Source organism: Janthinobacterium sp. UMAB-60, assembly GCF_900095235.1.
Lineage (GTDB): Bacteria > Pseudomonadota > Gammaproteobacteria > Burkholderiales > Burkholderiaceae_D > Janthinobacterium.
Window position 1 is genome coordinate 83057 of sequence record NZ_LT607495.1, and the last position, 25001, is coordinate 108057.

23 protein-coding genes are annotated in these 25001 nt (G+C 61.1%); 16 read left to right on the forward strand and 7 right to left on the reverse strand.

Annotated elements, in window-relative coordinates; translation table 11 throughout:
* Nucleotides 1–9: 9 nt before the first annotated feature.
* Nucleotides 10–504, reverse strand: a complete 495-nt coding sequence (locus K0F86_RS20975; RefSeq protein WP_219136139.1) for a hypothetical protein — start codon at nucleotides 502–504, stop codon at nucleotides 10–12.
* Between the two features lie 133 nt (nucleotides 505–637).
* Between K0F86_RS20975 and K0F86_RS20980 the strand changes: the two genes are divergently transcribed.
* The 3 genes from K0F86_RS20980 to K0F86_RS20990 all read left to right on the forward strand — a co-directional run bounded on the left by K0F86_RS20980 (nucleotide 638) and on the right by K0F86_RS20990 (nucleotide 3904).
* On the forward strand, nucleotides 638–1732 hold the full coding sequence (locus tag K0F86_RS20980; RefSeq protein ID WP_219136140.1) for a type II asparaginase: 1095 nt from the start codon (nucleotides 638–640) through the stop codon (nucleotides 1730–1732).
* A 128-nt stretch (nucleotides 1733–1860) separates the two neighbouring features.
* On the forward strand, nucleotides 1861–2712 hold the full coding sequence (locus K0F86_RS20985) for an MOSC domain-containing protein (RefSeq protein ID WP_219136141.1): 852 nt from the start codon (nucleotides 1861–1863) through the stop codon (nucleotides 2710–2712).
* Between the two features lie 34 nt (nucleotides 2713–2746).
* A complete protein-coding gene (locus tag K0F86_RS20990) occupies nucleotides 2747–3904 on the forward strand; it encodes a diguanylate cyclase (protein ID WP_219136142.1) in 1158 nt (385 codons plus the stop codon).
* On the opposite strand, the gene K0F86_RS20995 is transcribed toward K0F86_RS20990, so the two are convergent.
* Nucleotides 3905–5884: a monovalent cation:proton antiporter family protein gene (locus tag K0F86_RS20995; protein WP_219136143.1), complete on the reverse strand. Its 1980-nt coding sequence runs from the start codon at nucleotides 5882–5884 to the stop codon at nucleotides 3905–3907.
* 84 nt (nucleotides 5885–5968) lie between these two features.
* Between K0F86_RS20995 and K0F86_RS21000 the strand changes: the two genes are divergently transcribed.
* The 8 genes from K0F86_RS21000 to K0F86_RS21035 all read left to right on the forward strand — a co-directional run bounded on the left by K0F86_RS21000 (nucleotide 5969) and on the right by K0F86_RS21035 (nucleotide 12671).
* Complete coding sequence (locus K0F86_RS21000; protein ID WP_374197310.1) at nucleotides 5969–7003, forward strand: SIS domain-containing protein; 1035 nt, start codon at nucleotides 5969–5971, stop codon at nucleotides 7001–7003.
* On the forward strand, nucleotides 7003–7536 hold the full coding sequence (locus tag K0F86_RS21005) for an HAD family hydrolase (RefSeq protein WP_219136145.1): 534 nt from the start codon (nucleotides 7003–7005) through the stop codon (nucleotides 7534–7536). Before K0F86_RS21000 ends, K0F86_RS21005 begins: the two co-directional genes overlap by 1 nt.
* Before the next feature lie 45 nt (nucleotides 7537–7581).
* The gene (gene lptC / locus K0F86_RS21010; RefSeq protein ID WP_257572281.1) at nucleotides 7582–8193 is read left to right on the forward strand and encodes an LPS export ABC transporter periplasmic protein LptC; all 612 of its coding nucleotides are present in this window, start codon (nucleotides 7582–7584) and stop codon (nucleotides 8191–8193) included.
* 25 nt (nucleotides 8194–8218) lie between these two features.
* Nucleotides 8219–8782, forward strand: a complete 564-nt coding sequence (lptA, locus tag K0F86_RS21015; protein WP_219136146.1) for a lipopolysaccharide transport periplasmic protein LptA — start codon at nucleotides 8219–8221, stop codon at nucleotides 8780–8782.
* Nucleotides 8782–9537 (forward strand): LPS export ABC transporter ATP-binding protein, encoded by a 756-nt coding sequence (gene lptB / locus K0F86_RS21020; protein ID WP_099760888.1) that lies wholly within the window; start codon nucleotides 8782–8784, stop codon nucleotides 9535–9537. Before lptA ends, lptB begins: the two co-directional genes overlap by 1 nt.
* Nucleotides 9538–9541: 4 nt before the next feature.
* Nucleotides 9542–11020: an RNA polymerase factor sigma-54 gene (locus K0F86_RS21025; protein ID WP_219136147.1), complete on the forward strand. Its 1479-nt coding sequence runs from the start codon at nucleotides 9542–9544 to the stop codon at nucleotides 11018–11020.
* 69 nt (nucleotides 11021–11089) lie between these two features.
* Complete coding sequence (hpf, locus tag K0F86_RS21030; protein WP_219136148.1) at nucleotides 11090–11449, forward strand: ribosome hibernation-promoting factor, HPF/YfiA family; 360 nt, start codon at nucleotides 11090–11092, stop codon at nucleotides 11447–11449.
* 136 nt (nucleotides 11450–11585) lie between these two features.
* The gene (locus tag K0F86_RS21035) at nucleotides 11586–12671 is read left to right on the forward strand and encodes a 3-hydroxyisobutyryl-CoA hydrolase (RefSeq protein WP_219136149.1); all 1086 of its coding nucleotides are present in this window, start codon (nucleotides 11586–11588) and stop codon (nucleotides 12669–12671) included.
* Here K0F86_RS21035 and rapZ read toward each other — a convergent pair whose 3' ends face one another.
* The 5 genes from rapZ to ilvA form a co-directional block, all read right to left on the reverse strand.
* The gene (gene rapZ, locus K0F86_RS21040) at nucleotides 12672–13535 is read right to left on the reverse strand and encodes an RNase adapter RapZ (protein WP_141171521.1); all 864 of its coding nucleotides are present in this window, start codon (nucleotides 13533–13535) and stop codon (nucleotides 12672–12674) included.
* Between the two features lie 199 nt (nucleotides 13536–13734).
* Nucleotides 13735–14670 (reverse strand): HPr(Ser) kinase/phosphatase, encoded by a 936-nt coding sequence (gene hprK / locus K0F86_RS21045; RefSeq protein WP_034753337.1) that lies wholly within the window; start codon nucleotides 14668–14670, stop codon nucleotides 13735–13737.
* 36 nt (nucleotides 14671–14706) lie between these two features.
* A complete protein-coding gene (locus K0F86_RS21050) occupies nucleotides 14707–15189 on the reverse strand; it encodes a PTS sugar transporter subunit IIA (protein WP_071079718.1) in 483 nt (160 codons plus the stop codon).
* A gap of 343 nt (nucleotides 15190–15532) precedes the next feature.
* A complete protein-coding gene (queF, locus tag K0F86_RS21055) occupies nucleotides 15533–16375 on the reverse strand; it encodes an NADPH-dependent 7-cyano-7-deazaguanine reductase QueF (RefSeq protein WP_219136150.1) in 843 nt (280 codons plus the stop codon).
* 110 nt (nucleotides 16376–16485) lie between these two features.
* Nucleotides 16486–18021, reverse strand: coding sequence for a threonine ammonia-lyase, biosynthetic (ilvA, locus tag K0F86_RS21060; RefSeq protein ID WP_071079716.1), 1536 nt, complete (start codon nucleotides 18019–18021; stop codon nucleotides 16486–16488).
* Between the two features lie 202 nt (nucleotides 18022–18223).
* On the opposite strand from ilvA, the gene K0F86_RS21065 reads away from it, so the two are divergent.
* The 5 genes from K0F86_RS21065 (at nucleotide 18224) to ubiE (ending at nucleotide 24989) form a co-directional block, all read left to right on the forward strand.
* On the forward strand, nucleotides 18224–18715 hold the full coding sequence (locus K0F86_RS21065) for a YqaA family protein (RefSeq protein WP_219136151.1): 492 nt from the start codon (nucleotides 18224–18226) through the stop codon (nucleotides 18713–18715).
* A 262-nt stretch (nucleotides 18716–18977) separates the two neighbouring features.
* Nucleotides 18978–23018 carry a DUF3683 domain-containing protein gene (locus K0F86_RS21070; RefSeq protein WP_219136152.1) on the forward strand — a complete coding sequence of 1347 codons (4041 nt, stop codon included), beginning with the start codon at nucleotides 18978–18980 and terminating at the stop codon, nucleotides 23016–23018.
* The gene (locus tag K0F86_RS21075) at nucleotides 23018–23467 is read left to right on the forward strand and encodes an HIT family protein (protein WP_219136153.1); all 450 of its coding nucleotides are present in this window, start codon (nucleotides 23018–23020) and stop codon (nucleotides 23465–23467) included. Before K0F86_RS21070 ends, K0F86_RS21075 begins: the two co-directional genes overlap by 1 nt.
* 9 nt (nucleotides 23468–23476) lie before the next feature.
* Nucleotides 23477–23929, forward strand: a complete 453-nt coding sequence (locus tag K0F86_RS21080) for a gamma-butyrobetaine hydroxylase-like domain-containing protein (protein WP_219136154.1) — start codon at nucleotides 23477–23479, stop codon at nucleotides 23927–23929.
* A gap of 325 nt (nucleotides 23930–24254) precedes the next feature.
* Nucleotides 24255–24989, forward strand: coding sequence for a bifunctional demethylmenaquinone methyltransferase/2-methoxy-6-polyprenyl-1,4-benzoquinol methylase UbiE (gene ubiE, locus K0F86_RS21085; RefSeq protein WP_034753359.1), 735 nt, complete (start codon nucleotides 24255–24257; stop codon nucleotides 24987–24989).
* Nucleotides 24990–25001 lie beyond the last annotated feature (12 nt).

Consider the following 25001-nt stretch of genomic DNA (forward strand, 5'->3'; position numbering starts at 1 on the left):
TTTCCTGTGCTAGGGCGGTGTGCCGCAAGACTTGCCCACCGGCAGCGATTCCCGGTCGGCAAAGGCGCCCAGGGCCGACGATTGATGAAAGCCCAGTTCGTTACGCACTGCCAAGGCTGCGGTCGACTTGCCCTGGCGGTCATATTGGTCGATCAGCGCCTTGTAGCTGAGGGCGCTCGACCGTTCGCTCTTCTTTGCCAGCGCGATGGCCTGGCGGAAATGAAATTCGGCCGCATCGTAGCGGCAGGCCCCGCTGGCGGCGCGTCCCGCCTGGTGATGCAGCCGCGCCTGCCAAGCGAAGTCGCCATGGCCCAGTTCGGCATTCTCGGCCGCGGCCGCGTAGCTGCGCATGGCTCGCTCCCAGTCGCCCTGGCTGGCCGCTTCCCGCGCGAACTGCTCCTGCTGCGCTGCCGTGCGCAGTTCGGTTTGCGTGGAGCAGGCGCCCAGCGCGATCAAGATCAGCGGCAGGACGAGGCACGCGCGCAGGCAGAGGAGTGTGGACATGGCGCCACTGTAGCGCAAGCAAGGGCGCGCACGTTTGCGCGGGACGCATGAATTGGGGGATTTGTGCGGCACTGATGACATATAATTTGCACACGACTTTGTTATTTTTGACAGTACACCTCACGGGAGCACCATGTTTTCACGCAAATTCCATTCTTGTGCACAGCTGATGCTGGCCACCTTGCTGATGAGTTTTGTCGCCACCGCGCCCGCGCGCGCGCAAGAGGCGGCTGTCAAATTGCCGAATGTGGTGATCCTGGCCACGGGCGGCACCATCGCCGGCAGCGGCGCCGACAGCACCACCACCGTGGGCTACACCTCGGCCACCGTGGGCGTCGAGCGCCTGATCGCGGCCGTGCCGGAATTGAAGAAAGTGGCGAATGTGAAAGGCGAGCAAGTGTTCCAGATCGCCAGTGAAAGCATGGGCAATAGCCACTGGCTGGCCCTGGCCAAACGCATCAACGTGCTGCTGGCCTCGAACGACGTCGATGGCGTGGTCGTGACGCACGGCACCGATACCATCGAAGAGACGGCGTATTTCCTGAACCTCACCGTGAAGAGCCACAAACCCGTGGTCGTGGTGGGCGCCATGCGTCCGTCGACGGCCATTTCGGCCGATGGTCCCATCAACCTGTACAACGCCGTGATGCTCGCTGGCAGCAAGGAAGCCGTGGGCAAGGGCGTGCTGGTGGCCTTGAACGACCAGATCAACGCGGCGCGTGAAGTGACGAAAACCAATACCTCGACCACCGACACCTTCAAATCGCCGGAACTGGGCATGCTCGGCTATATTCAGGGCAGCAAGGCGTTTTTCTATCGCCAGTCGACGCGCAAGCACACCCTGGAATCGGAATTTGACATCAGCAAGCTCGATACCTTGCCGCAAGTGGACATCGTCTACGGCTACGCCAACATGAACCGTGTCGGCATGGACGCTTTCATCGCCGCCGGCGCCAAGGGCATCATCCACGCGGGCGTGGGTGATGGCAGCGTGGCCGCGCAAATGAAGCCGGCCCTGGTGGAGGCGCGCCAGAAAGGCGTGCTGATCGTGCGTTCCAGCCGCGTCGGCCAGGGCATCGTGGCGCGCAATGGCGAAGCCAACGACGATGAACTCGACAGTGTCGTGTCCGATACCCTGAACCCGCAAAAAGCCCGCATCCTGCTGATGCTGGCCTTGACCAAGACCAACAGTACGCAAGAAGTCCAGCGTATTTTCTACACGTATTGATCTTTGCCGCGCCAGGCCTGCCTTATTGGCTGAGCCTGGCCGATTTACGCTTGCCCGCTTTGCTGCCATACTTCGCTTCTGAATAACTTTCTGGCAGAAGCAGCAACACTGTTCCTTCTCCCTTGTCCATGGCTATCCTGTCCGACATCATTCTGTATCCGATCAAATCGTGCGCCGGCATCCACTTGCAGGAGGCAGTGCTCACGCATTCAGGGCTGATGAGCGAGCAGGTGTTCGACCGCGAATGGATGGTGGTGGACGAGCAAGGCCGCTTCCTGACCCAGCGCGAACATCCGCGCATGGCGCTGATCGTGCCCTCCATCAAGGCCACCACGCTGGAGCTGCGCGCGCCGGGCATGTTGCGCCTGGAAATCGAGCTGGGATTGCCACATCCGCAACTGGCACCCATGCTGGACGTGCAGGTGTGGGACGATACCGTGCGCGCCTACGATTGCGACGACGTCACGGCCACCTGGTTTTCCAACGCCATCGGCGTGCCGTGCCGCCTGGTGCGCTTTCACCCGGACGTGGTGCGTGCCACCAGTACCACCTGGACGAATGGAATTGCCGCCGCGACCATGTTTGCCGACGGCTACCCGGTGCTGATCGCCGGCAGTGCCTCGCTGGACGATGTCAATGACAAGCTGCGCGCCGCCGGTCGCGAGGCGCTGCCGATGAACCGTTTCCGTCCCAACCTGGTCATCGGCGATATTGCTGCCTTCGAGGAAGACTACGCCGCGTTCCTGCAATTTGGCGCCACCGTGTTAAAACCCGTCAAGCCGTGCTCGCGTTGCCCGATCCCGTCGGTGGACCAGGCCACGGGCGTGCCGGGACCGGACCCGCTCGACGTCATGCATGGCTATCGCGCCAAGCCCGAACTCGATGGCGCCATCTGCTTCGGCATGAACGCCATCGTCACCGACGGCGGCGACGAGCGCATCGTGGTGGGGCAGGACATCGGTTTCGAACTGGCATTTTAAGCATGGTGCCCGCACACAAGGGTTTAAGGTTTCTATGAATCAAGCAATACCGCCGGACCCGCGCATTGCCAGCCTCGAAGCCGAAAACCAGGCCTTGCGCGCGCGCATGGCTTTCCTGCTGGAACAGGTCGAGCGCAACCACGACATCATGTGCCGCCACCAGGCGTTTGACCTGGAAATCGTCAGCGCGTCCACCTTTCCCGAGTTGATCGGCACCATTTTCCGCACCTTGCCCGTGATCTCCGACCTCGACGGCGTCACCTTGAGCCTGCTCGACGAGGATGACGATATCGTGCTGGTGATGGAAAAGCTGGGCGTCGATTTCAGCGCCTTTCCGCAGTTGCTGTTCGTGCATGCCGTGGCGGAGCTGGGTTTTGCTTTGCCGGCGCCCGTGGCCGAAGGGGAAGCGGCCTCGCCGCCGTTGCCCCTGCTGGGACAGTTCGACGCCGCCGTGCATGGTTCCCGCTTTCCGCAGATCAGCGCTTTGCGTAGCGTGGCGCTGGTGCCCTTGCTGCGCAACAAGCGGCTGATTGGCAGCCTGAACCTGGCCAGCGGCGACGTGACGCGCTTCACGCCTTCGCTGGGCACGGATTTTATCAAGCACATGGCCTCCATCATCGCCATTTGCCTGGAAAACGTGATCAGCAATGAAATGCTGAAATACATCGGCTTGACCGATTCCCTGACGGGCGTCTATAACCGCCGCTATATCGACCGCCGGCTGCTGGAAGAAATCGCCCGCGCGCGGCGCCAGAATTATTGCATTTCGTGTATGTATATCGATATCGACCATTTTAAACGGGTCAATGACACCTATGGCCACCAGGGCGGCGATGAAGTGCTGCGCGAAGTGGCCACGCGCATCCGCACGGAATTGCGCCGCTCCGATGCGCTGGGCCGCTTCGGCGGCGAGGAATTCGTCGTCCTGCTGATTGATGCCGACCTCGACAGCGCGACCTTTGTTGCCGAACGCATCCGCGCCAGCATTGCCGGCACCATGTTTGACTTGCCGGGCAGCGCGCAAGCGTGGGTCAGCGTGTCGATCGGCGTGGCCAGCCTGGAAGCGGACGCGGCGCTGCTACCCATCGAAACGGTGGCGCAGCAGCTGGTGGCGCACGCCGACCAGGCCCTGTACCAGGCCAAGGCGGGCGGCCGCAACAAGGTCATCAGCTGGCAGGCGCAGATCGGCTGACTATTTCAATAATAACGTTTCGGCCTTGGCCACGGCATCGGCAGTGCCGCGCAGCACCACCACGTCGCCGCTGGCCAGCTGCGTCTCTGGCGTGATATCGAGGCGGCCGCGGCCGCGGCGGATGGCCGTGACAAACGCGCCGCAGCCAGCTACGTCGACCGTGCTTAACGGCAACCCCACGCACTGCGCGCCCTCGCTGACGGTGACCGTATGCAAGCGTTCCAGCTCGGCATCGTCGCCCGCGTCGCTGGAGCCGTGGAAATAGCCGCGCAGGGACGCATAGCGTTCCTCGCGTGCCGCCTGCACCCGGTGCACCACGCGGCGCAGGGGCACGCCCATCATGATCAGCGCGTGCGAGGCGAGCATCAGGCTGCCTTCCATCAATTCCGGCACCACTTCGGCCGCGCCCGCTTTCTTCAACTGGTCGAGGTCGCTGTCGTCGTGGCTGCGCACGATGACGGGCAAGGTCGGCGCCATATCGTTGAGCAAATGCAGTAACTTCAGTGCCGAGGGCGTATTCGCATAGGTGATCACCACGGCGCTGGCCCGGTAGATACCGGCCGCCACCAGGCTTTCGCGCCGGCCCGCGTCGCCATACGAGACGTGGGCGCCAGCCAGCTGTGCTTCCTGCACCCGTTCCGGGTCCAGGTCCAGCGCGTGGTATTCGATCTTTTCTTCCGCCAGCAGGGTGGCCAGGCTTTGGCCGCTGCGCCCGAAGCCGGCGATCAGCACGTGTTTCTGCGACGCCATGGTGCGCGTGGCGATCTTGGTCAGTGCCAGCGATTGCATCATCCAGTCGTTGGCCGCCAGTTTCATGACGATGGCGTCGGACTTGGCGATGAGGAAGGGCGCCACCAGCATCGACAGCACCATCGAGGCCAGCACTACCTGCACGACGAACGGGTCCATCAGCTTGATGCCGCCTGCCAGGTTCAGCAGCACGAAGCCGAACTCGCCCGCCTGCGCCAGCGCCAGGCCCGTGCGCAATGACACGCCCGTCGATGAGCCGAACAGCCGCGCCAGCCCTGCGATGAGGGCAAATTTCAGCAGCACGGGGCCGCACAGCAGCAGCAAGACCAGCCACCAGTTATCGAGCACCACGCGGATGTTGAGCAGCATGCCGACGGTGATGAAGAACAGGCCCAGCAGCACGTCGCGGAAGGGCTTGATATCCTCTTCCACCTGGTGCTTGAATTCCGTCTCGGAAATGAGCATGCCGGCAACAAACGCTCCCAGGGCCAGCGACAGCCCGGCCCGCTCCGTGATCCAGGCCGCGCCCAAGGTGATCAGCAGCAGGTTGAGCATGAACAATTCCTGCGAGCGGCGCTTGGCGACGATGGTCAGCCAGCCGCGCACCAGCTTCTGGCCGATGAACAAGAGCAAAATGAGGACAACCAGGGCCTTGCCGCCCGCCCAGGCCAGGGTTTCGGCCAGATTGTCCGAATCGCGCGTGAGGGCGGGAATCAGGATCAGCAGGGGCACCACGGCCAGGTCCTGGAACAGCAGAATGCCGATGATTTTGCGGCCGTGTTCGCTTTCGAGTTCCAGCCGTTCCGTGAGCATTTTCGAGACGATGGCCGTCGACGACATGGCCAGCGCGCCGCCTAGGGCGAAGGCGGCTTGCCAGCTCAGGTGGATGTAGGCGGACAGGTAGCGTCCGACGAACCAGCCGAAGACGACGGTGGCGATGATGGTGGTGACCACCTGCGCCATGCCAAGGCCGAAGACGATGCGCCGCATGGCGAGAAACTTGGGAAGTGAAAACTCGAGCCCGATGGAAAACATCAGGAAGACGACGCCGAATTCGGCCAGGGTATGGCTCGCTTCGTTCTCGGCTGCCAGGCCCAGCGCGTGGGGGCCGATGACGATGCCGACGGCCAGGTAGCCCAGCATGGGCGGCAAGTGCAACATTCTGAAAGCGACCACGCCCAGCACGGCGCTGCCGAGTAACATCAGGGTCAGTTCAAGCGAGGAAAACATGGGTTGCCCGGTGCGGTCAATGGAAATCGTTGTTTGTTGTGACTGGCAAGTTTTTTGCTTTCCTAATTCGTTTATACTTTGGGCATGAGTGTAACCCATGAAAAAACAATGCTGAAAGCTTTTGATCGAATTGACATGCAAGCGACGACCGAGCGCGCCGTCGCGCTGGCCCGCACCACCTTGCAGATCGAGTCCGACGCCATCAATGCGCTGCGCGCGCGCCTGGCCACGGACGACAGCGTGGGCCGCGCCGTGGCGATGTTGCTGCAATGCAAAGGGAGAGTCGTCGTCTCCGGCATCGGCAAGTCCGGCCATATCGCGCGCAAGATTGCCGCCACCCTCGCTTCCACCGGCACCCCGGCCCTGTTCGTGCATCCGGCGGAAGCGGCCCATGGCGACCTGGGCATGGTCACCTCGGACGATGCTTTTATTGCCATCTCGTACTCCGGCGAATCGGCGGAACTGATGGCCATCATGCCCGTCGTCAAGCGCATGGGCGGCGTACTGATTTCCATGACGGGTAAACCGCATTCCAGCCTGGCCCAGCTGGCCGATGTGCACCTGGATATTTCTGTTGAGAAAGAAGCCTGTCCGCTGAATCTGGCGCCGACGGCCAGCACCACCGTCACGCTGGCCCTGGGCGATGCGATCGCCGTGGCCTTGCTCGACTTGCGCGGCTTCAAGGAAGAAGATTTCGCCCGTTCGCACCCGGGCGGCGCCCTGGGCCGCCGCCTGCTCACGCACGTGCATGACGTCATGCGCAGCGGCGAACGGGTGCCCAAGGTGCCCGTGGACGCTTCCTTGCTGCAGGCGCTGGAAGAAATGACGAAGAAGGGCATGGGCATGACGGCCGTCGTCGATGCGGATGACCGCCCCGTGGGCGTGTTTACGGATGGCGATTTGCGCCGCATGTTCGAGCGCGTGCAGGATTTCACGCAAGTGGCGATCCGCGACGTCATGCATGCGCAGCCGCGCAGCATCGCGCCCGAACGCCTGGCCGTCGATGCCGTGGCCGTGATGGAGCAGTTCCGCATCAACCAGATGCTGGTCGTCGATGCCGACGGCAAGCTGGTAGGCGCCCTGCATATCCATGATCTGACGCAAGCGAAGGTGATCTGATGGATAGCGTAGCGGACAACCTGGCGCGCGCGGCCAAGGTCAAACTGATGATCTTTGACGTCGATGGCGTGCTCACCGACGGCAGCCTGCATTTCGGCCCCGATGGCGAGATGATGAAAACGTTTAATGTGTATGATGGCCTGGGCATCAAGCTGCTGCAGGAATCGGGCGTGCAGACGGCCATCATCAGCGCGCGCCGCTCGGCCATCACGGCGCGCCGCGCGCAAGACCTGGGCATTACCCATGTGCACCAGGGCGGTCACGACAAGCTGACGCCGTTTCGCGAACTGCTGGCGCTGACGGGCTTGACGGAAGAGCAATGCGGCTATATCGGCGACGATGTCATCGATGCGCCCATCCTGCGCCGCGTGGGCTTTGCCGTCAGCGTGCCGGGCGGGCGTCCGGAAGCGCTGGACCTGGCGCACTATGTGACGCAGGCCGGCGGCGGCCGTGGCGCCGTGCGCGAGATCTGCGAATTCCTGCTGCGCGCCCAGGATAACTATGCGCGCGTCATGGCGCCGTTCCTGGAGTGAGGCGCATCGCCTCGCCGCCAGTGCGATTTGAAAGAGTGAAACCCTATGCGTAAGCCAGGAGGCGCCCATCGCTGGCGCATGATTTTTACCGTGCTGGGGGCCATCGTCTTTGCGCTGGCCAGCTTCTGGCTGCTGGAAGTGATGAACAAGAATGCCCAGAACATCACGGCCAGCAAGCATCTCGATGAGCCAGATTATTTCATCACCAATTTCAGCCTGGTGCGCATGGACTTGACGGGCAAGCCCAGCTATATCGTCTCGGGCACCAAGCTCACGCATTACCCGCTCGACGATTCATCCGATATCGACCAGCCTTTCGTGCGCAAGCTCACGCCAGGCATGCCGCCGATGAACATGAATGCGGAACTGGCGCATATCGACCAGGACAATACCCGGCTGCAACTGTACCGCAAAGTCGTGATCGACCGCGTGGCCAGTCCGAAGGCGCAGAACCTGACAGTCAGGACGGAAGCGCTGACGGTATTCCCGGATGAGGAAAGAATGGAAACGGACGTGCCTGTCGATATCCTGACGGGCGCCTCGCGCATCAATGGCATCGGCATGAAGGCCAATAACGCCACCGGCGTGGTGGAAGTGCAGAATGCGCTGCGCATGGTCCTCCCGCCGAAACCGCGCCCGGCCGCGGCGGCAAAATGACAGAATGAAACAAGGAAACCATACTATGAAGAATATCTTGCTGTTGACCGTATTTTCTCTGGCCGTGATGGGCGTGGCGCATGCCGAAAAGGCCGATTCCGAGAAGGAAGCCGTCATCACGGCACGTAGCGGCCACGTCGATGACGTCAAGCAGGTGCGCACGCTGACGGGCGATGTCGTGCTGGTGAAAGGGACGCTGACCATGAAGGCGGGCCGGGCCCTGATCACGGAAGACCCGCAAGGCTACCAGTTCATCACGTTCTGGGCCGATCCCGGCAAGCTGGCCACCTTCCGCCAGAAGCGCGATGGCGCGGGCGACCTGTGGGTCGAAGGCGAGGCGGAGCGCGTGGAATACGACAACAAGACGGAAGTGGTGAAACTGTTTTCCAAGGCCAAGCTGACGCGCCTGGAAGGCACGAAAGTGACCGACGTGGCCAACGGCGCCTTCATCTCGTATGACAGCCGCAAGGAAGTATTCAAAATGGAAAATTCCGACAGCGGCACCAGCACGCCGGATGGCGGCAGCGTGCGCATGGTGATCCAGCCGAAGCCCAAGACGCCGGCCACGCCCGCGCCAGGAAAGAACTAATGGACAATACACGTTGCGGCAGCACCCTGATCGTTCGCGGGCTGCAAAAAACCTATGGCAAGCGGCAAGTCGTGCATGATGTCTCGCTGCAAGTCGAATGCGGCGAAGTGGTGGGCTTGCTGGGCCCGAACGGCGCCGGCAAGACCACCTCGTTCTACATGATCGTCGGCCTGGTGCCGTCGGACGGCGGCAGCATCGATATCAGCGGCGTGGACATTTCCCGCCTGCCGATCCACCGCCGCGCGCAGATGGGCCTGTCGTATCTGCCGCAGGAAGCGTCCGTCTTCCGCAAGCTGACGGTGGAAGACAATATCCGCGCCGTGCTGGAAATCCAGACCGTCGAAGGCCGTCCCCTGAAGAAGGCCGAGATCGAAGAGCGCCTGGATAAATTGCTGGCCGACTTGCAAATTGAAAAGTTGCGCGAGAACCAGGCGCTGTCCTTGTCGGGCGGCGAGCGCCGCCGTGTGGAAATCGCCCGCGCGCTGGCCACCGACCCGCGTTTCGTGCTGCTCGACGAGCCGTTCGCCGGTGTCGACCCCATCGCCGTGATCGAGATCCAGCGCATCGTGCGCTTCTTGAAGGAGCGCAATATCGGCGTGCTGATCACCGATCATAATGTGCGCGAGACGCTGGGTATCTGCGACCGTGCCTACATCATCAACCAGGGCTCGGTGCTGGCGTCGGGACGCCCCGACGACATCATCGCGAACGAGTCGGTACGCCGGGTCTATCTGGGCGAACACTTCCGCATGTGAGCCAATGAAACAATCATTGCAGCTGCGCACCTCGCAGCACCTGGCACTGACGCCGCAGTTGCAGCAATCGATACGCCTGCTGCAATTGTCTACCCTGGAATTGCACCAGGAACTCGAGCAACTGCTGACGGACAATCCCTTGCTCGAGCGCCTCGACGATCCGCTCGACCGTTCGCTGCGCCTGCTGTCCGACGGGGCCCTGAGTTCCACGGCCGCGCCGGCCGAAGCGCCGCCCCAGCCGCCAGGCCAGGAGGCGCCCGCGGCGCCAGCCGAAGCGGAAACCTTTGACGGCGAGGCGGGTGACAGCCCGGCCGCCGCGGACGGCGGCGACAGCGACTGGAGCGAGGCGAGCCGGGGCAAGGCGCCCGACGACGAAGATTCGCGTCCGCAACTGGAGGCCCATCACTGCACCCTGCGCGAACACCTGATGGAGCAGATGCGCGTGACGGTGCTCGAATTGCGCGACCGCGCGCTGGTCGAGCTGATCATCGACGCGCTCGACGACAATGGCTACCTGGAAGAGTCGCTCGACGACATCCTGGCGCGCCTGCCGGAAGAGCTGGAAATCGACGCCGACGAGATGCGCACGGCCTTGTCCCTGCTGCAAAGTTTCGATCCGCCGGGCGTGGGCGCGCGCAATGCATCCGAATGCCTGGCGCTGCAAATCAAGCGCTTGCCGCACGTCGCCATGGTGACGCGGCGCATGGCCCTCGTCATCGTGGAAAAGCACCTGGCCTGGTTTGCCCAGCGCGATTTCAACAAGCTGAAAAAAGCTCTCGATTGCGACGAGGAAGACTTGCGCGAAGCGCAGACGGTGATTCGCCAGTGCAATCCGCATCCGGGCGCCGTGTTTGCCTCGGACGTGTCCGATTACGTGGTGCCCGACGTCGTCGTCAAGCGCGCGCGCAATGGCTGGCAAGTCACCCTGAACAATGACGTCATGCCGCGCCTGCGCGTCAACGCCATGTACGCCAACCTGCTCAAGCAGGGCAAGGGCGAGGGCGCCATGGGCGCGCAGTTGCAGGAAGCCAAGTGGCTGATCAAGAATATGCGCCAGCGCTTCGACACGATCCTGCGCGTGGCGCAGGCGATAGTAGAAAGACAAAAGAACTTTTTCTCGCATGGGGCCGTTGCCATGCGCCCCCTTGTGCTCCGTGAAATAGCTGATACACTGGGTTTACACGAGAGTACTATCTCGCGGGTAACAACTCAAAAGTACATGCTGACCCCGCACGGCATGTTCGAGTTGAAATATTTCTTTGGTAGCCACGTCGCCACCGAAGCGGGGGGCGAAGCGTCATCGACGGCGATACGGGCATTGATCGTGCAACTGACAGGAGCAGAAGACCCTAAAAATCCTTTATCCGACAGTAAGATTGCGGACATGCTGGGGGAACAAGGCATGGTGATTGCGCGACGTACTGTTGCCAAATACCGGGAAGCGTTGAAAATTCCGCCAGTGAGCCTGCGTAAGTGTTTGTAAGTTTTTTTCGGTTCCTCTGCGGGCCGGATAGGATGGACCGCACGAACCCGATCATCTTTAGGAGTGTGTATGAATCTCACCATCAGCGGACATCATCTCGAAGTGACACCAGCCATCCGTGAATACGTACAAACGAAGCTGGAGCGCGTGAAACGTCATTTCGATCAAGTTATCGATATCGCCGTGATTCTGACCGTGGATAACCTCAAAGAGAAAGAAAAACGTCAAAAGGCCGAAGTCAACCTGCGTCTGAGTGGCAAAACCGTCTATGTGGAAAGCCTGGCGCATGACCTGTATGCCGCAATCGATACCCTGATCGACAAGCTGGACAGGCAAGTGATGAAGTACAAAACCAAAGTGCAAGGGCACGGTAAAGAGGCGATCAAGCATCTGCCAGACAACTCGGAAGAAGAATTCGCCGCCGCCTAACTGGCCCGCGACTTTCAACCGGTTGTGATCAACTAAGGGCGCACATTGCGCCCTTTTTTGCGCCTGGACCTGTTGAACGCAATCTTCCCCGCACAGGCGCTAGAATGTTTGCACTTTCACTTCTTTCCTGCCTGCCATGAGCAACTTCGTCCAGACCTCCATCCGCCACCGCACCGGACACATCGTGCTCGACCGTCCGAAAGCCTTCAATTCCCTGTCGCTGGAGATGGTGCGTGCCCTGAGTGCCGTCTTGCTGGCCTGGCGCGACGATCCGCAGGTGGACGCCGTCGTGATCCGTTCCAGCAGCGAGAAAGCGCTGTGCGCCGGTGGCGATATCCGTTTCTTTTACGATGCGGGCCTGGCTACGCCGCAAGGCGGCAGCGCGTTGCTGGAAGACTTCTTTACGGAAGAATACGCGTTAAATCATGTGATTCACTTCTATCCGAAACCGTATATCGCCGTGATGGATGGCGTGGTGATGGGCGGCGGCATGGGCGTGGCGCAAGCGGGGCCAGGCAACCGCCTGCGCATCGTCACGGGCCGCACGCGCATGGCCATGCCGGAAGTCAATATCGGCCTGTTCCCCGACGTGGGCGGCAGTTATTTTCTGTCCCGCCTGGCCGGCCAGTTGGGCCTGTACCTGGGCTTGACGGGCTTGACGATCAACGCGGCCGACGCCCTGTACACGGGGCTGGCCGATATCTATCTGCCCGAGGCGCAGATGGGGGCGCTGCTGGCCCTGTTCGACTCGACGCCGGGCGAGGCCTTGCCGGTGGCCATCAAGGCGCTGGCTGCACCGTTCCAGGCCGAGGCGGGGGCTTCTCCTTTGGCCGCGGCGCGCGCGGCGCTGGACCGCCATTTCGGCGCCCCTTCCGTGGCCGCCATCATGGCGTCGCTGGCGCAGGACGACAGCGCGTTCGCGGCGAAGGCCCTGGCGGCCATGCGCCTGCGTTCGCCCTTGATGATGTCGGTGACCCTGGAATTACTGCGGCGCGGTGCCCACCTGGGCGTGGCCGATTGCCTGCGCCTGGAGCGCAGCGTGGTGCGCCACAATTTCGCGCATGGCGAAGTGCTCGAAGGCGTGCGCGCGCTGGTGGTCGACAAGGACAATGCGCCGCGCTGGAACCCCGCCAGCCTGGACGAGGTCGATGCAGCCATGGTGGCGCGTTTCTTTGCGCCCGTGTGGCCGGCGTCAGCGCATCCGCTGCGCCACCTGGATTAACTAAGAGCGCTCGCGATGGCGCAGCACGACTCTTTCGTTGGGGCCGAAGTATTGCGCCAGCCGTTCCGCCATGTACACGGAGCGGTGCTGGCCGCCCGTGCAACCGAGCGCCACCGTCAGATAGCTGCGGTTGTCGGATTTGAATGACGGCAACCACTTCTCGATGAAGGCGCGGATGTCGGCCAGCAGTTCCAGCGCGCTTGGCTGCGCGTCGAGGAAGGCGATCACGGGCGCATCGCGTCCGTCGAGCGGACGTAGCGCCAGGTCGTAATAGGGATTCGGCAAGGCCCGCACGTCGAAGACAAAATCGGCGTCCAGCGGCACGCCCAGTTTGAAGGCGAACGATTCGAAGAACAAGGTCAGCGGCGCGCGTTCGGAGGCGACGATATCCTTGATCCAGGCGCGCAATTTATTGGCGCTCAGTTCCGAGGTGTCGATCACATGGCCCAATTGCTCGATGGTCGACAGGCGCTCGCGTTCTTCCGAGATGCATTCGATCAGGGTGCGGCGGCTGGCCGGGTTCTGGTTCGGACGCAATTCGTGCGACAGCGGATGGCTGCGCCGCGTTTCCGAGAAGCGCGCCACCAGCGAATGCGTGGTGGCCGTGAGGAACATTACCTTGACGTCGTGCCCCTGGTCGCGCAGCAGGGCCACATTGTGCGGCAGGCTGGCCAGCGACTCGGCACTGCGTGCATCGACGGCGACGGCCAGTTGCGGTGTGCCTTCGTCAAGCAAGGTTTGCACCAGGCTGGGCAGCAAGGCCGGCGGCAGGTTGTCGACACAATAGTAGCCGGTATCTTCCAGCACATTGAGCGCGACGGATTTGCCGGAGCCGGATATTCCGGTGATAAGGACGATATGCATACGTCGATCATACAATAAAGATCGACGTTGCGCTCCCGAGGCAATTAGCTTTACAAATTATTGCAATTTCATATGTGTATTTCGTAGGTCGGCTTAGCGCAAAGCGCGTAAGCCGACGCCACCTTGGACGTCAACAATGTCGTCGGATTACGCGGGGCGTTGCCCCACCTCGGCGGCCCCGCTAATCCGACCTACGTTGTTAATCGCCACTCATTGCCAATCTCTGCCGTTCCATGAACTCCTGCAAGGTATCGATGCCGCGCAGTTGCAGAATCGTGTTGCGCACGGCCGCTTCCAGCAGCACGGCGATGTTGCGGCCGGCGGCGACGGGGATGACAACTTTGCGCACGGGCAAGCCCAGCACGTCCTCCGTGGGGAACAGGAAGGGCAGGCGCTCGACTTCTTCCTCCAGCGCGTTGCGGCGCACCAGGTGCACGATCAGTTTCAAACGCATCTTGCGGCGCACGGCCGTTTCGCCAAAGATGGCCTTGATATCGAGCAAGCCCAGGCCCCGCACTTCCAGCAGGTTTTGCAGCAGGGGCGGGCAGCGGCCTTCGATCATGTTGGGTGCGATGCGCGAGAATTCTACGGCGTCATCGGCCACCAGGCCGTGACTGCGCGAAATCAGTTCCAGGCCCAGCTCGCTCTTGCCCAGGCCCGAATCGCCCGTGATCAGCACGCCCACGCCCAGCACGTCCATGAACACGCCATGCATGATGATGCGCTGCGCCAACTTTTTCGACAGGTAGACGCGCAGGAAGTCGATCACTTGCGCGGCCGGCAGCGGGGTCGAGAACAGGGGAATGTTTTGCTCGTCGCAGATGGCGAGGATGTCGGGCGGCGTTTCCAGCCCTTGCGCGATGATCAGCGCGGGCGGACCGCCGGCGATCAGCTCGCCGATCACGTGGGTGCGCGTGTTGACCTTCAGGCGCTGATAATAATTGATTTCCTGGTGACCGAAGACCTGGATGCGGCCCGGATGGATCAGGTTCAAGTGGCCCACCTGGTCGGCGGCCGACGAGACGTCGCCCGAGATCAGGCGTTCGCCGCCGGGAAAGCCGGCGAACCAGCCCAGTTGCAGACTTTCACGATTATCGTCGTACAGGCGTTGTATCGTCAGCGGCGTTTGCAACATGGCAGTCTTCTTCAGGAGTGGAGGAATACCTGAAGTTTAACCTGCCGCTTGCAGACTGGGTTGCCAATTGACGATGCGCGAATGCACGGATTTCGGTTCCGGATCCGTGGCCAGCGCCGTGCGGAAGGCATCGTCGGAAAACATTTCAGCGATTTCCGACAAAATTTCCAGATGTTGCTGGGTGACATGATCGGGAATCAGCAGGAAGAACAGCAGATTGACGGGCTTGCCATCGGGCGACTCGAACGGAATCGGCTCGGCCAGGCGCACGAAGGCGCCCAGCGGCGCTTTCAGGGTCTTGCTGCCTTTGACTCTGCCATGCGGCACGGCTACGCCATGGCCCAGGCCTGTCGAGCCCAGGCGTTCGCGGGCAAACAGATTGTCCGAAACGGTAGAGCGGGCGATGCCGTAATTGTTTTCGAAGATCAGGCCGGCTTGCTCGAAGGCGCGCTTTTTACTGGAGACTTCCAGGTCCAGCAGGACGTTTTCGAGGGATAATATTTTGCTAAGATTAGTCATGACACTCAATGAAATGGTGCAATGCGCAGAGGGCTTGCGAGCCGAATTATAGGCCTGTTTCCGCGGCCTGTAACGCCAATTCTCAACAGTATACGCCCGCTGCGGGCGCAGTGGGCGCTACAGCCCATGTAGCCATCATTTTAGCAAAAAAATAACATCGGGGTGTATCGGCTATTTCTTGATTAAAAACACGCGGCGAACAGATTTTTCCGCCGCCGAATGCCGATTTTCCGATTTTTCAGCGTCTTTGACATGCACTGGGGCACTACTGCAACGTTGTTTTAAAACACAGCCAACATTCCTGTTGGCATGATTTCAAGGTATTGCGCGGTGTTGCTTTGGATTACTGGCGCGCATTGCGCAGATTGCCCGGCATCGTGCCCGTGCTGTAGTTGCTGCGCCACGGATTGATATCGAGCCCGCCGCGGCGCGTATAGCGCGCATACACGGACAATTTTTGCGGCTTGCACTGGCGCAAGATATCGACAAAGATGCGCTCCACGCATTGCTCATGGAATTCATTGTGCTCGCGGAAACCGATCAGGTAGCGCAGCAGGCTTTCCTGGTCGATTTGCGGTCCCGCATACGCGATCTGCACGCTGCCCCAGTCCGGCTGGCCCGTCACCAGGCAATTTGATTTGAGCAGGTGCGAGACGAGTTTTTCTTCCACCGGTGCTTCATCGAGCGCCGCCTTCAACAGCAGCGGCGACGGCGTGTATTGCGTGATTTCCAGGTCCAGGCGGTCCAGCAGCACGCCGTCGAATTCACCCATTTTCAGCTTGCCGAAGTCTTCCTGCAAGGTCAGTTCCACTTGCACGGGCGCGCCAAAGCCGTTCGACAAATCCTGCTTGAGCAGGGCCAGCAGGGCATCCGGGCTGTCCAGTTTGGTCTGGTTGAACGAGTTCAGGTAGAGCTTGAACGATTTCGATTCGATGATGTTGGGCGAATCGGCCGGCGCGCTGACCTTGGCAATGGCCACCTGCGGCTTGCCGCGCTGGTTCAGCCACGACAGTTCGTACGCGTTCCAGATATCGAGGCCGAAAAACGGTAACGTACCGTGCAGCGCCAGCTCGTCGCGCTTGCCCTGGCGCGGAATCGGAAACAGCAGTTCCGGTGCGTAATCGGTACGGTAGGCGGAGCTTTTGCCCAGGGGAGACAGTTCGGCGAGGTCGTTGGTGGTGGTCATGGTGATGGCGTGAATTCAGTCAAGCACGCATGGTAGCCTATTTCAACCCAACAGCGACGGCTGGGGTCGGACCCTGCAGGGTCCGACCCCAGTATTTGCAGTTGGGTTTATTACCCCAAAAACAGCTTGTAGACGGGATTGCTGCTTTCATCCCAGTAACGATAGCCGAGGGTATCGAGGAAGCGGGCGAATTCTCCCATTTCATCGGGCGGCACTTGCAGGCCCACCAGGATGCGGCCCACGTCGCCGCCCTGGCTGCGGTAATGGCACAGGGAAATATTCCAGTTCGGCGCCATGCTGTCGAGGAAGCGCATCAGCGCACCGGGGCGCTCGGGGAACTCAAAGCGGTACAGCAGCTCGTCCTGCGCCAGGCGGCTCTTGCCGCCCACCAGATGGCGGATGTGCGACTTGGCCAGCTCGTCGTGCGTCAAGTCCAGCGTCTTGAATTCATGCTCCTCGAATTTCTTCGCCATCGCCCCGGATTCATGCCGGTCGGCAATCTGGATGCCGACGAACACATGCGCGGCTTTTTCATCGCTGATGCGGTAGTTAAATTCCGTCACGTTGCGTGCGCCGATGAGCGAGCAGAAACGCTTGAAGCTGCCCCGCTGTTCGCGCATGGTGACGGCAAACACGGCTTCGCGGAACTCGCCCAGCTCGGCACGCTCGGCAACGAAGCGCAGGCGGTCGAAATTCATGTTGGCGCCGCAGGCGATGGTGACCAGCGTCTGGTTGACGATGGGGTGCTTGCTCAGGCTGGCCCGCTCCACGTAGGCCTTGGCGCCCGCGATGGCCAGCGCGCCGGCCGGTTCCAGAATGGAGCGCGTATCCGTAAACACATCCTTGATGGCGGCGCAGATGGCGTCCGTGTCGACGATGATGATGTCATCGACATATTGCTGCGCCAGGCGGAAGGTTTCCTCGCCCACCAGGCGCACGGCCGTGCCGTCCGAAAACAGGCCCACGTCGGGCAGGGTCACCCGTTCGCCCGCTTTCAGCGAGCGCGCCATGGCGTCCGAATCGACCGTTTGCACGCCGATGATCTTGATGTCGGGGCGAATCTGTTTCACGTACGCAGCCACGCCGGCGATCAGGCCGCCGCCGCCGATGGCGACGAAGATGGCGTGGATGGGACCGGAATGCTGGCGCAGGATTTCCATGCCGATCGTGCCCTGGCCGGCGATCACGTCCGGATCGTCGAACGGGTGCACGAAGGTCAGCTTCTGTTCTTTTTCCAGGGTCAGCGCGTGGTTGTAGGCGTCCGTGTAGGACTCGCCGTGCAGCACGATTTCCACATGCACGCCGCCGCGCGCCTTGACGGCGTCGATCTTGACGGGGGGCGTGGTGGTGGGCATGACGATGACGGCACGGCAGCCCATGCGCGCGGCCGACAGGGCCACGCCCTGGGCATGGTTGCCGGCCGAGGCGCAAATGACGCCGCGCTTGCGTTCCGCATCGCTGAGCTGGGCCATCTTGTTGTAGGCGCCGCGAATTTTGAAGCTGAACACGCTCTGCATGTCTTCGCGCTTGAAGTAAATCTGGTTGTTCAGGCGCTGCGACAGGGCAGGGGCCAGTTCCAGCGGCGTTTCGGTGGCGACGTCATAGACGCGGGCGGTCAGGATTTTCTTGAGGTAGTCGATGTTCATAGTCTGCTAGCAAGTGATTCTGGGCCAGAAAGGTACTGGAGCGTGTCGGTCGATAGCGGCGGCGCGGCGGCGGATAGCCTGGCGACAAATAATGCTCTGTGGAACTAGGGGCTGGTGAGCCTTGGCTGCTTGGCGCGGATTGTGCGGCGCGCAAGCTGCTCTTCATTATAATGGAGAGCCTTACCGCATCGCGAAGTGTTCCATGATCGAATCCGCAATCGCCTGGCTGCTGCAGCTGATCGCAGCACCGGAAGTCGGGCTGACCTCGGTCTTTCTGATCAGCTTTATTTCCGCCACCCTCTTGCCGCTCGGCTCGGAACCGGCCGTATTTGCCGTCATCAAGGCCAATCCCGCACTGTTCTGGGCCGTCATCGGCGTCGCCACCCTGGGCAATACCCTGGGCGGCATCGTCGACTACTGGATGGGCTACCGGGCCAAGCAGGCGTTCGCCAAGGAGCGCGACACGCGCTGGTTCCGTTGGCTGGCCCGCTATGGCGCCAAGACCATGCTGCTGGCCTGGCTGCCCATCGTGGGCGACCCCCTGTGCACCTTGGCGGGCTGGCTCAAGCTGCCATTCTGGCCCAGCGTGGTCTACATGGCCATCGGCAAGTGCGCGCGCTACCTGAGCATGACGGCTTTGCTGCTGTACGTGCCCGATGGCGTATGGCACCGGATCGGGCAAATGCTGGCGTGATGGCGATGGGGCGTATTGCAACGCCTGTTTGCCCTATTTTGGGCCGCTTGATAGTTTGTGGCTGAGTCCGATTCTTGGCATTTTTGCGTCAAAAAATCATGGAAACTGGTTTTTTATTCATGCAAAAGTAGGCTTTCCCGTATTTGCTATGGTAGCCGATGCGGTGCTTAAACCTTAGGCGGGCTAAGGCTGTTCCCGCATGGTGCGGCGCAATAAGATAAAATGGTCCTTTAGGGTCCAGTCCACATCGTCACCACACTCCATGAACGCTCCCGCACATATCCAAGCTTTACTGGCAGAAACGCCGAATGGTCCCGCAGCAAGCCGCCTGCGCGAAATCCCGTATAACTACACGTCGTTTTCCGATCGCGAGATCGTCATACGCCTGTTGGGGGAGGACTCCTGGCGCCTGCTCGACGAGTTGCGCGGCGCCCGTCAGACGGGCCGTTCGGCCCGCATGCTGTATGAGGTGCTGGGCGATATCTGGGTCGTGCGCCGCAATCCCTACCTGCAGGATGACTTGCTGGACAACCCGAAGCGCCGCCAGGGTTTGATCGATGCCTTGCATCACCGCCTGGCCGAAGTCGACAAGCGCCGCTTGGGCATCGATGCGGCCGGCGGCGACGTCGCGGCCAGTGGCGAAGCGCCCGAAGTGGCCAAGGCGCGCAGCGCCAACGTGGAACTGCTGCTGAAGGCTGCCAGCAAGGCCGTGGCCGACTTCGGCGACGAATTCCGCAAGACCTACGATTTGCGCAAGCGCACGGTCAAGGTGCTGGGCCGCTACACGGAAAAGCACAATGTGCGCTTCGACGGCATGACGCGCGTGTCGCACGTGACGGACGCCACCGACTGGCGCGTCGAATACCCGTTCGTCGTGCTCACGCCCGACACGGAAGAGGAAATGGCCGGCCTGGTCAAAGGCTGCATCGAGCTGGGGCTGACCATCATCCCGCGCGGCGGCGGCACCGGCTACACGGGCGGCGCGATTCCATTGACGCCGATGTCTGCCGTCATCAACACGGAAAAACTGATCACCCTGGGCGCCGTGGAAATGACGGTCTTGCCGGGCCTCACGCACGAATACGCGACGATCCATTCGGGCGCGGGCGTCATCACGAATAAAGTCTCGGAAGCGGCGGAAAAGGCCGGTTTCGTGTTTGCCGTCGATCCGACCTCGGCCCACGCTTCTTGCATCGGCGGCAATGTCGCCATGAATGCGGGCGGCAAGAAGGCCGTGCTGTGGGGTACGGCGCTCGATAACCTGGCTTCGTGGCGCATGGTCGACCCGAACGGCGACTGGCTCGACGTGACGCGACTCGACCATAACCTGGGCAAGATCCACGATATCGCACTGGCACGTTTCCAGCTGGAATGGCGTCACCCGAGCACGCGCGACGCGACGAAACCGAACGCGCCGTTCAAGACGGAAATCCTGGAAATTCCTGGCCGCAAGTTCCGTAAAGAGGGCCTGGGCAAGGACGTGACGGACAAATTCCTCGCCGGCTTGCCGGGCATCCAGAAGGAAGGCTGCGACGGCCTGATCACGTCGGCGCGCTGGATCTTGCACAAGATGCCGAAATTCGCCCGCACCGTCTGCCTGGAATTCTTTGGCCAGGCGCGCGATGCGATCCCGTCGATCGTGGAAATCAAGGATTACCTCGATGGCTTGCCGGCCAAGGGCGAGCAATACACGACCATCCGCCTGGCGGGCCTGGAACACCTGGACGAGCGCTACCTGCGCGCCGTCGGCTACGCCACCAAGTCGAAGCGGGGCGTGCTGCCGAAGATGGCCCTGTTTGGCGACATCGTCGGCGACGATGAAAATGCCGTCGCGCAAGCGGCGTCGGAAGTGGTGCGCATCGCCAACACCCGTGTGGGCGAAGGTTTTGTGGCCGTCAGCCCCGAAGCGCGCAAGAAATTCTGGCTCGATCGCGCCCGCACGGCGGCGATCGCCAAGCACACCAACGCCTTTAAAATCAATGAAGACGTGGTGATTCCGCTCAATCGCATGGGCGAATATACGGATGGCATCGAGCGCATCAATATCGAACTGTCGATCAAGAACAAGCTGCAACTGGCCGATGCCCTGAGTGAATTCTTTGCCAAGGGTAACTTACCAATTGGCAAGAGCGACGATGCGTCGGATGACCGCGTCGACGACGCGGAAATGCTGGGCGACCGCGCCGAGCAGGCGCAGCAGTTGCTGGCGCAAGTCACGGCACGCTGGACCTGTCTGCTGGCCCAGCTGGACCGTCCGCTGACCGACGTGAAGGGCGAACTGGCTGAACTGGGCATGGAACGCTTGCTGCCTGTGTTCGATGCACGCCTGGAAACACAGCCGGATGCCACCCTGTTCGACGTGGTGCAGGACCGCACCGTGCGCATTACCTGGAAGCAAGAAATCCGCGCCCAGCTGCGCCAGATCTTCAATGGCGCCGCTTTCAAACTGATCCTCGACGAAGCTACCGCCATCCATGCGCGCATCTTGCGTAGCCGCGTGTTTGTCGCGCTGCACATGCATGCGGGCGACGGCAACGTGCACACGAACTTGCCCGTCAACTCGGACAATTACGACATGCTGCAGGATGCCCACGCCGCCGTGGGCCGCATCATGATCCTGGCCCGCTCGCTCAATGGCGTCATTTCGGGCGAACACGGTATCGGCATCACCAAGCTGGAATTTTTGACGGAAGAAGAAATCGGCGAGTTCCGCAGCTACAAGCAGCGCATCGACCCGGAAGGCCGTTTCAACAAAGGCAAACTGCTGAACCTGCCGGGCATGGGCGCCGACTTGCGCAATGCCTATACGCCATCGTTCGGCCTGATGGGCCACGAGTCGCTGATCATGCAGCAAAGCGATATCGGCGCCATCGCCGACAGCGTCAAGGATTGCTTGCGTTGCGGCAAGTGCAAACCCGTGTGCGCGACCCACGTGCCGCGCGCCAACTTGCTGTACTCGCCGCGCGACAAGATCCTGGCGACGTCCTCGCTGATCGAAGCCTTCCTGTACGAAGAGCAGACGCGGCGCGGTATTTCCATCAAGCATTGGGAAGAGTTCGAAGACGTGGCCGACCACTGCACGGTATGCCATAAATGCGTCACGCCTTGCCCCGTCAACATCGACTTCGGCGACGTGTCGATGAACATGCGTAACTTGCTGCGCAAGATGGACAAGAAAAGCTTCAATCCGGGCACCAAGGCGACGATGCTGTTCCTCAACGCCACCGATCCCGTGACCATCAATGCCACGCGCAAGGTCATGATCGACTGGGGCTACAAGGCGCAGCGCCTGGGCCACGACTTGCTGAAGAAATTTGCCAAGAAGCAAACCAAGGCGCCGCCGCCATCGACGGGCAAGCCGCCCGTCAAGGCGCAGGTGATCCATTTTATTAATAAAAAGATGCCGGGCAACTTGCCGAAGAAAACGGCGCGCGCGTTGCTCGACATCGAAGACGATAAAGTCATTCCGATCATCCGCAATCCGAAGACGACCACGGCCGATACGGAAGCCGTGTTTTACTTCCCCGGTTGCGGTTCGGAACGGCTGTTCTCGCAAGTGGGCCTGGCGACGCAAGCGATGCTGTGGGAAGTGGGCGTGCAGACGGTCTTGCCGCCTGGCTACCTGTGCTGCGGTTATCCGCAGCGGGGTGCGGGTGAGTTCGACAAGGCCGAGAAGATGATGACGGACAACCGCGTCCTGTTCCACCGCATGGCCAACACGCTCAACTATCTGGACATCAAGACGGTACTGGTGTCATGCGGCACCTGTTACGACCAGCTGGCGACGTACCAGTTTGAAAAGATTTTCCCCGGCTGCCGCATCATGGATATCCATGAGTACTTGCTGGAGAAAAACGTCAAGCTGGAAGGCGTCAACGGCACGCGCTATATGTATCACGAGCCATGCCACAATCCGATGAAGTTGCAGGAATCGGGCAAGACCATCAATTCCCTGATCAGCACGGTGGACAACGTGAAGATCGAGAAAAATGAGCGTTGCTGCGGCGAATCGGGTTCGCTGGCCGTCACGCGTCCCGATATTTCCACGCAAGTGCGTTTCCGCAAGGAAGAAGAGATGGTCAAGGGCGCCGACAAGCTGCGCGGCGACGGTTTTACCGGCGACGTAAAAATCCTCACCAGCTGCCCGTCGTGCCTGCAAGGCTTGTCGCGCTACAATGACGATTCGGGCACGACGGCCGACTACATCGTCGTCGAGATCGCCAAACACTTGCTGGGAGAGAACTGGATGCCGGATTACGTGAAGCGCGCCAATGACGGCGGTATCGAACGGGTGCTGGTCTAATGTCCACGCCTTGCGATCTGTGTCAGTTGCTGGACGGCTACGCCAACAAGCAGGGTCTGGAGACCTTGCTGTGGCGCAGCGAACGCTTGTGCGTGGTGGCCGTCGATGATCCAAGCTACCCCGGCTTTTGCCGCGTGATCTGGAACAAGCACGTGAAGGAAATGACGGACTTGACGCCGGGTGAGCGCAATTACGTCATGGAAGTCGTGTGGCAAGTCGAGCTGGCCGTGCGTGAAGTGATGCAGCCGGAAAAGGTCAATCTGGCCAGTTTCGGCAACATGACGCCGCACGTGCACTGGCACGTGATTCCCCGCTACCGCGACGATGCGCATTTCCCGAATCCCAGCTGGGCGGTGGTCCAGCGCGAGACGGCGCCGGAAGTACTGGCCACGCGCAGCGCCCTGTTGCCGGCGCTGCGCGCCGCCATCATTCAACGTTTATCCGCATAAAGTATCGTCATGACTGAAAAAACAGCAACACCCCAACCGACCGGCTTGACCGTGCACAACCAGTCGCGCGTGCTCGATGTGGCCTTCGACGATGGCAGCACATTTACGTTGCCGTTCGAATACCTGCGCGTGTATTCGCCGTCGGCCGAAGTGCAGGGCCATGGCAAGGGCCAGGAAACCTTGCAATTAGGCAAGCGCCTCGTCGGCATCACGGGTCTGGAGCCGGTCGGCAACTACGCCGTGCAGCCGACCTTCAGCGATGGCCACAATTCCGGCCTGTACACCTGGGCTTATCTGTACAAGCTGGGCGCGCAGCAAGCGACATTGTGGCAAGCCTACCTGGACCAGCTGGCGGCGGCCGGCTACCCCGGCGACAGCGGCCGCGACGCGAAGGCCGACATGACGGTCAAGCAATCTTCCGGCGGTCATGTTCACGGCCCAAGTTGCGGGCATAAACACTAAGGTGAAAAAAATAATGCGGTAAGCTTGTCGGATTGCCGCATATCCATTCGTCGTATGAATGCCCGCGCTTGCGGGCATTTTTCTTTTGGAGAAGAGACTATGGAATACCTGATCCTGATCTACGCCGACGCGGCACGCTATGAAAGCATGGAAGCCTGATGGCCGACTTGCCAGCTATACGCAGGACCTGGAGGCCGCTGGCGGCGTATGCGCAGGCGGCAATGCTGGCTTCAAATGTAGTGGAAAGGCAATACCTTCTCCGGCGTCACGGGGAAATGCGCCTGCCGCTTGTATAATGCGTGCAAGTTCAAACAGACTGCCTACCATGACCAATACGACCCATTTCGGATACAAAACAGTTGCAGAAGACGACAAAGTGCGCGAAGTCGCCAAGGTGTTCCATTCCGTCGCTGCCAAATACGACGTGATGAACGACTTGATGTCGGGCGGGCTGCACCGTCTGTGGAAGACGTTCACCATTGCCAACGCGGGCGTGCGCCCCGGCTTCAAGGTGCTCGACATCGCCGGCGGCACGGGCGACCTGTCGAAGGCGTTTGCCAAGCAGGCGGGCCCCACGGGTGAAGTCTGGTTGACCGATATCAATGAATCGATGTTGCGCGTGGGCCGCGACCGCCTCTTGAATCGCGGCTTGCTCACCCCCACCTTGTTGTGTGACGCGGAAAAACTGCCGTTCCCCGATAATTATTTTGACCGTGTCAGCGTGGCCTTTGGCTTGCGCAACATGACGCACAAGGATGTGGCGCTGGCGGAAATGCGCCGCGTGCTGAAACCGGGCGGCAAGCTGCTGGTGCTGGAGTTTTCCAAGGTGGCGGCACCGCTGCAAAAGCCGTATGACCTGTATTCGTTCTCGGTCTTGCCGTGGTTCGGACAGAAAATCGCCGGCGACGCGGAAAGCTATCGCTACCTGGCCGAATCGATCCGCATGCACCCGGACCAGGAAACGCTGAAGACCATGATGGAAACGGCGGGCCTGGAACGTGTGCAGTACTACAATTTGACGGCAGGCATTGCCGCTTTGCATACCGGCATCAAGATGTAACTCAGGCTGTAA

What these genes read in the sequence shown, in the direction of transcription:
- ilvA (WP_071079716.1), bottom strand. Translation starts at nt 18,021, where the DNA reads ATGAACATCGACTACCTCAAGAAAATCCTGACCGCCCGCGTCTATGAC.
- lptB (WP_099760888.1), top strand. Translation starts at nt 8,782, where the DNA reads ATGGACAATACACGTTGCGGCAGCACCCTGATCGTTCGCGGGCTGCAA.
- ubiE (WP_034753359.1), top strand. Translation starts at nt 24,255, where the DNA reads ATGACCAATACGACCCATTTCGGATACAAAACAGTTGCAGAAGACGAC.
- K0F86_RS21025 (WP_219136147.1), top strand. Translation starts at nt 9,542, where the DNA reads ATGAAACAATCATTGCAGCTGCGCACCTCGCAGCACCTGGCACTGACG.
- K0F86_RS20975 (WP_219136139.1), bottom strand. Translation starts at nt 504, where the DNA reads ATGTCCACACTCCTCTGCCTGCGCGCGTGCCTCGTCCTGCCGCTGATC.
- K0F86_RS20980 (WP_219136140.1), top strand. Translation starts at nt 638, where the DNA reads ATGTTTTCACGCAAATTCCATTCTTGTGCACAGCTGATGCTGGCCACC.
- K0F86_RS21065 (WP_219136151.1), top strand. Translation starts at nt 18,224, where the DNA reads ATGATCGAATCCGCAATCGCCTGGCTGCTGCAGCTGATCGCAGCACCG.
- lptA (WP_219136146.1), top strand. Translation starts at nt 8,219, where the DNA reads ATGAAGAATATCTTGCTGTTGACCGTATTTTCTCTGGCCGTGATGGGC.
- lptC (WP_257572281.1), top strand. Translation starts at nt 7,582, where the DNA reads ATGCGTAAGCCAGGAGGCGCCCATCGCTGGCGCATGATTTTTACCGTG.
- queF (WP_219136150.1), bottom strand. Translation starts at nt 16,375, where the DNA reads ATGACCACCACCAACGACCTCGCCGAACTGTCTCCCCTGGGCAAAAGC.
- K0F86_RS21080 (WP_219136154.1), top strand. Translation starts at nt 23,477, where the DNA reads ATGACTGAAAAAACAGCAACACCCCAACCGACCGGCTTGACCGTGCAC.
- K0F86_RS21035 (WP_219136149.1), top strand. Translation starts at nt 11,586, where the DNA reads ATGAGCAACTTCGTCCAGACCTCCATCCGCCACCGCACCGGACACATC.
- K0F86_RS21000 (WP_374197310.1), top strand. Translation starts at nt 5,969, where the DNA reads ATGAGTGTAACCCATGAAAAAACAATGCTGAAAGCTTTTGATCGAATT.
- K0F86_RS21070 (WP_219136152.1), top strand. Translation starts at nt 18,978, where the DNA reads ATGAACGCTCCCGCACATATCCAAGCTTTACTGGCAGAAACGCCGAAT.
- hprK (WP_034753337.1), bottom strand. Translation starts at nt 14,670, where the DNA reads ATGTTGCAAACGCCGCTGACGATACAACGCCTGTACGACGATAATCGT.
- rapZ (WP_141171521.1), bottom strand. Translation starts at nt 13,535, where the DNA reads ATGCATATCGTCCTTATCACCGGAATATCCGGCTCCGGCAAATCCGTC.
- K0F86_RS21005 (WP_219136145.1), top strand. Translation starts at nt 7,003, where the DNA reads ATGGATAGCGTAGCGGACAACCTGGCGCGCGCGGCCAAGGTCAAACTG.
- K0F86_RS20985 (WP_219136141.1), top strand. Translation starts at nt 1,861, where the DNA reads ATGGCTATCCTGTCCGACATCATTCTGTATCCGATCAAATCGTGCGCC.
- K0F86_RS20990 (WP_219136142.1), top strand. Translation starts at nt 2,747, where the DNA reads ATGAATCAAGCAATACCGCCGGACCCGCGCATTGCCAGCCTCGAAGCC.
- K0F86_RS20995 (WP_219136143.1), bottom strand. Translation starts at nt 5,884, where the DNA reads ATGTTTTCCTCGCTTGAACTGACCCTGATGTTACTCGGCAGCGCCGTG.
- K0F86_RS21075 (WP_219136153.1), top strand. Translation starts at nt 23,018, where the DNA reads ATGTCCACGCCTTGCGATCTGTGTCAGTTGCTGGACGGCTACGCCAAC.
- K0F86_RS21050 (WP_071079718.1), bottom strand. Translation starts at nt 15,189, where the DNA reads ATGACTAATCTTAGCAAAATATTATCCCTCGAAAACGTCCTGCTGGAC.
- hpf (WP_219136148.1), top strand. Translation starts at nt 11,090, where the DNA reads ATGAATCTCACCATCAGCGGACATCATCTCGAAGTGACACCAGCCATC.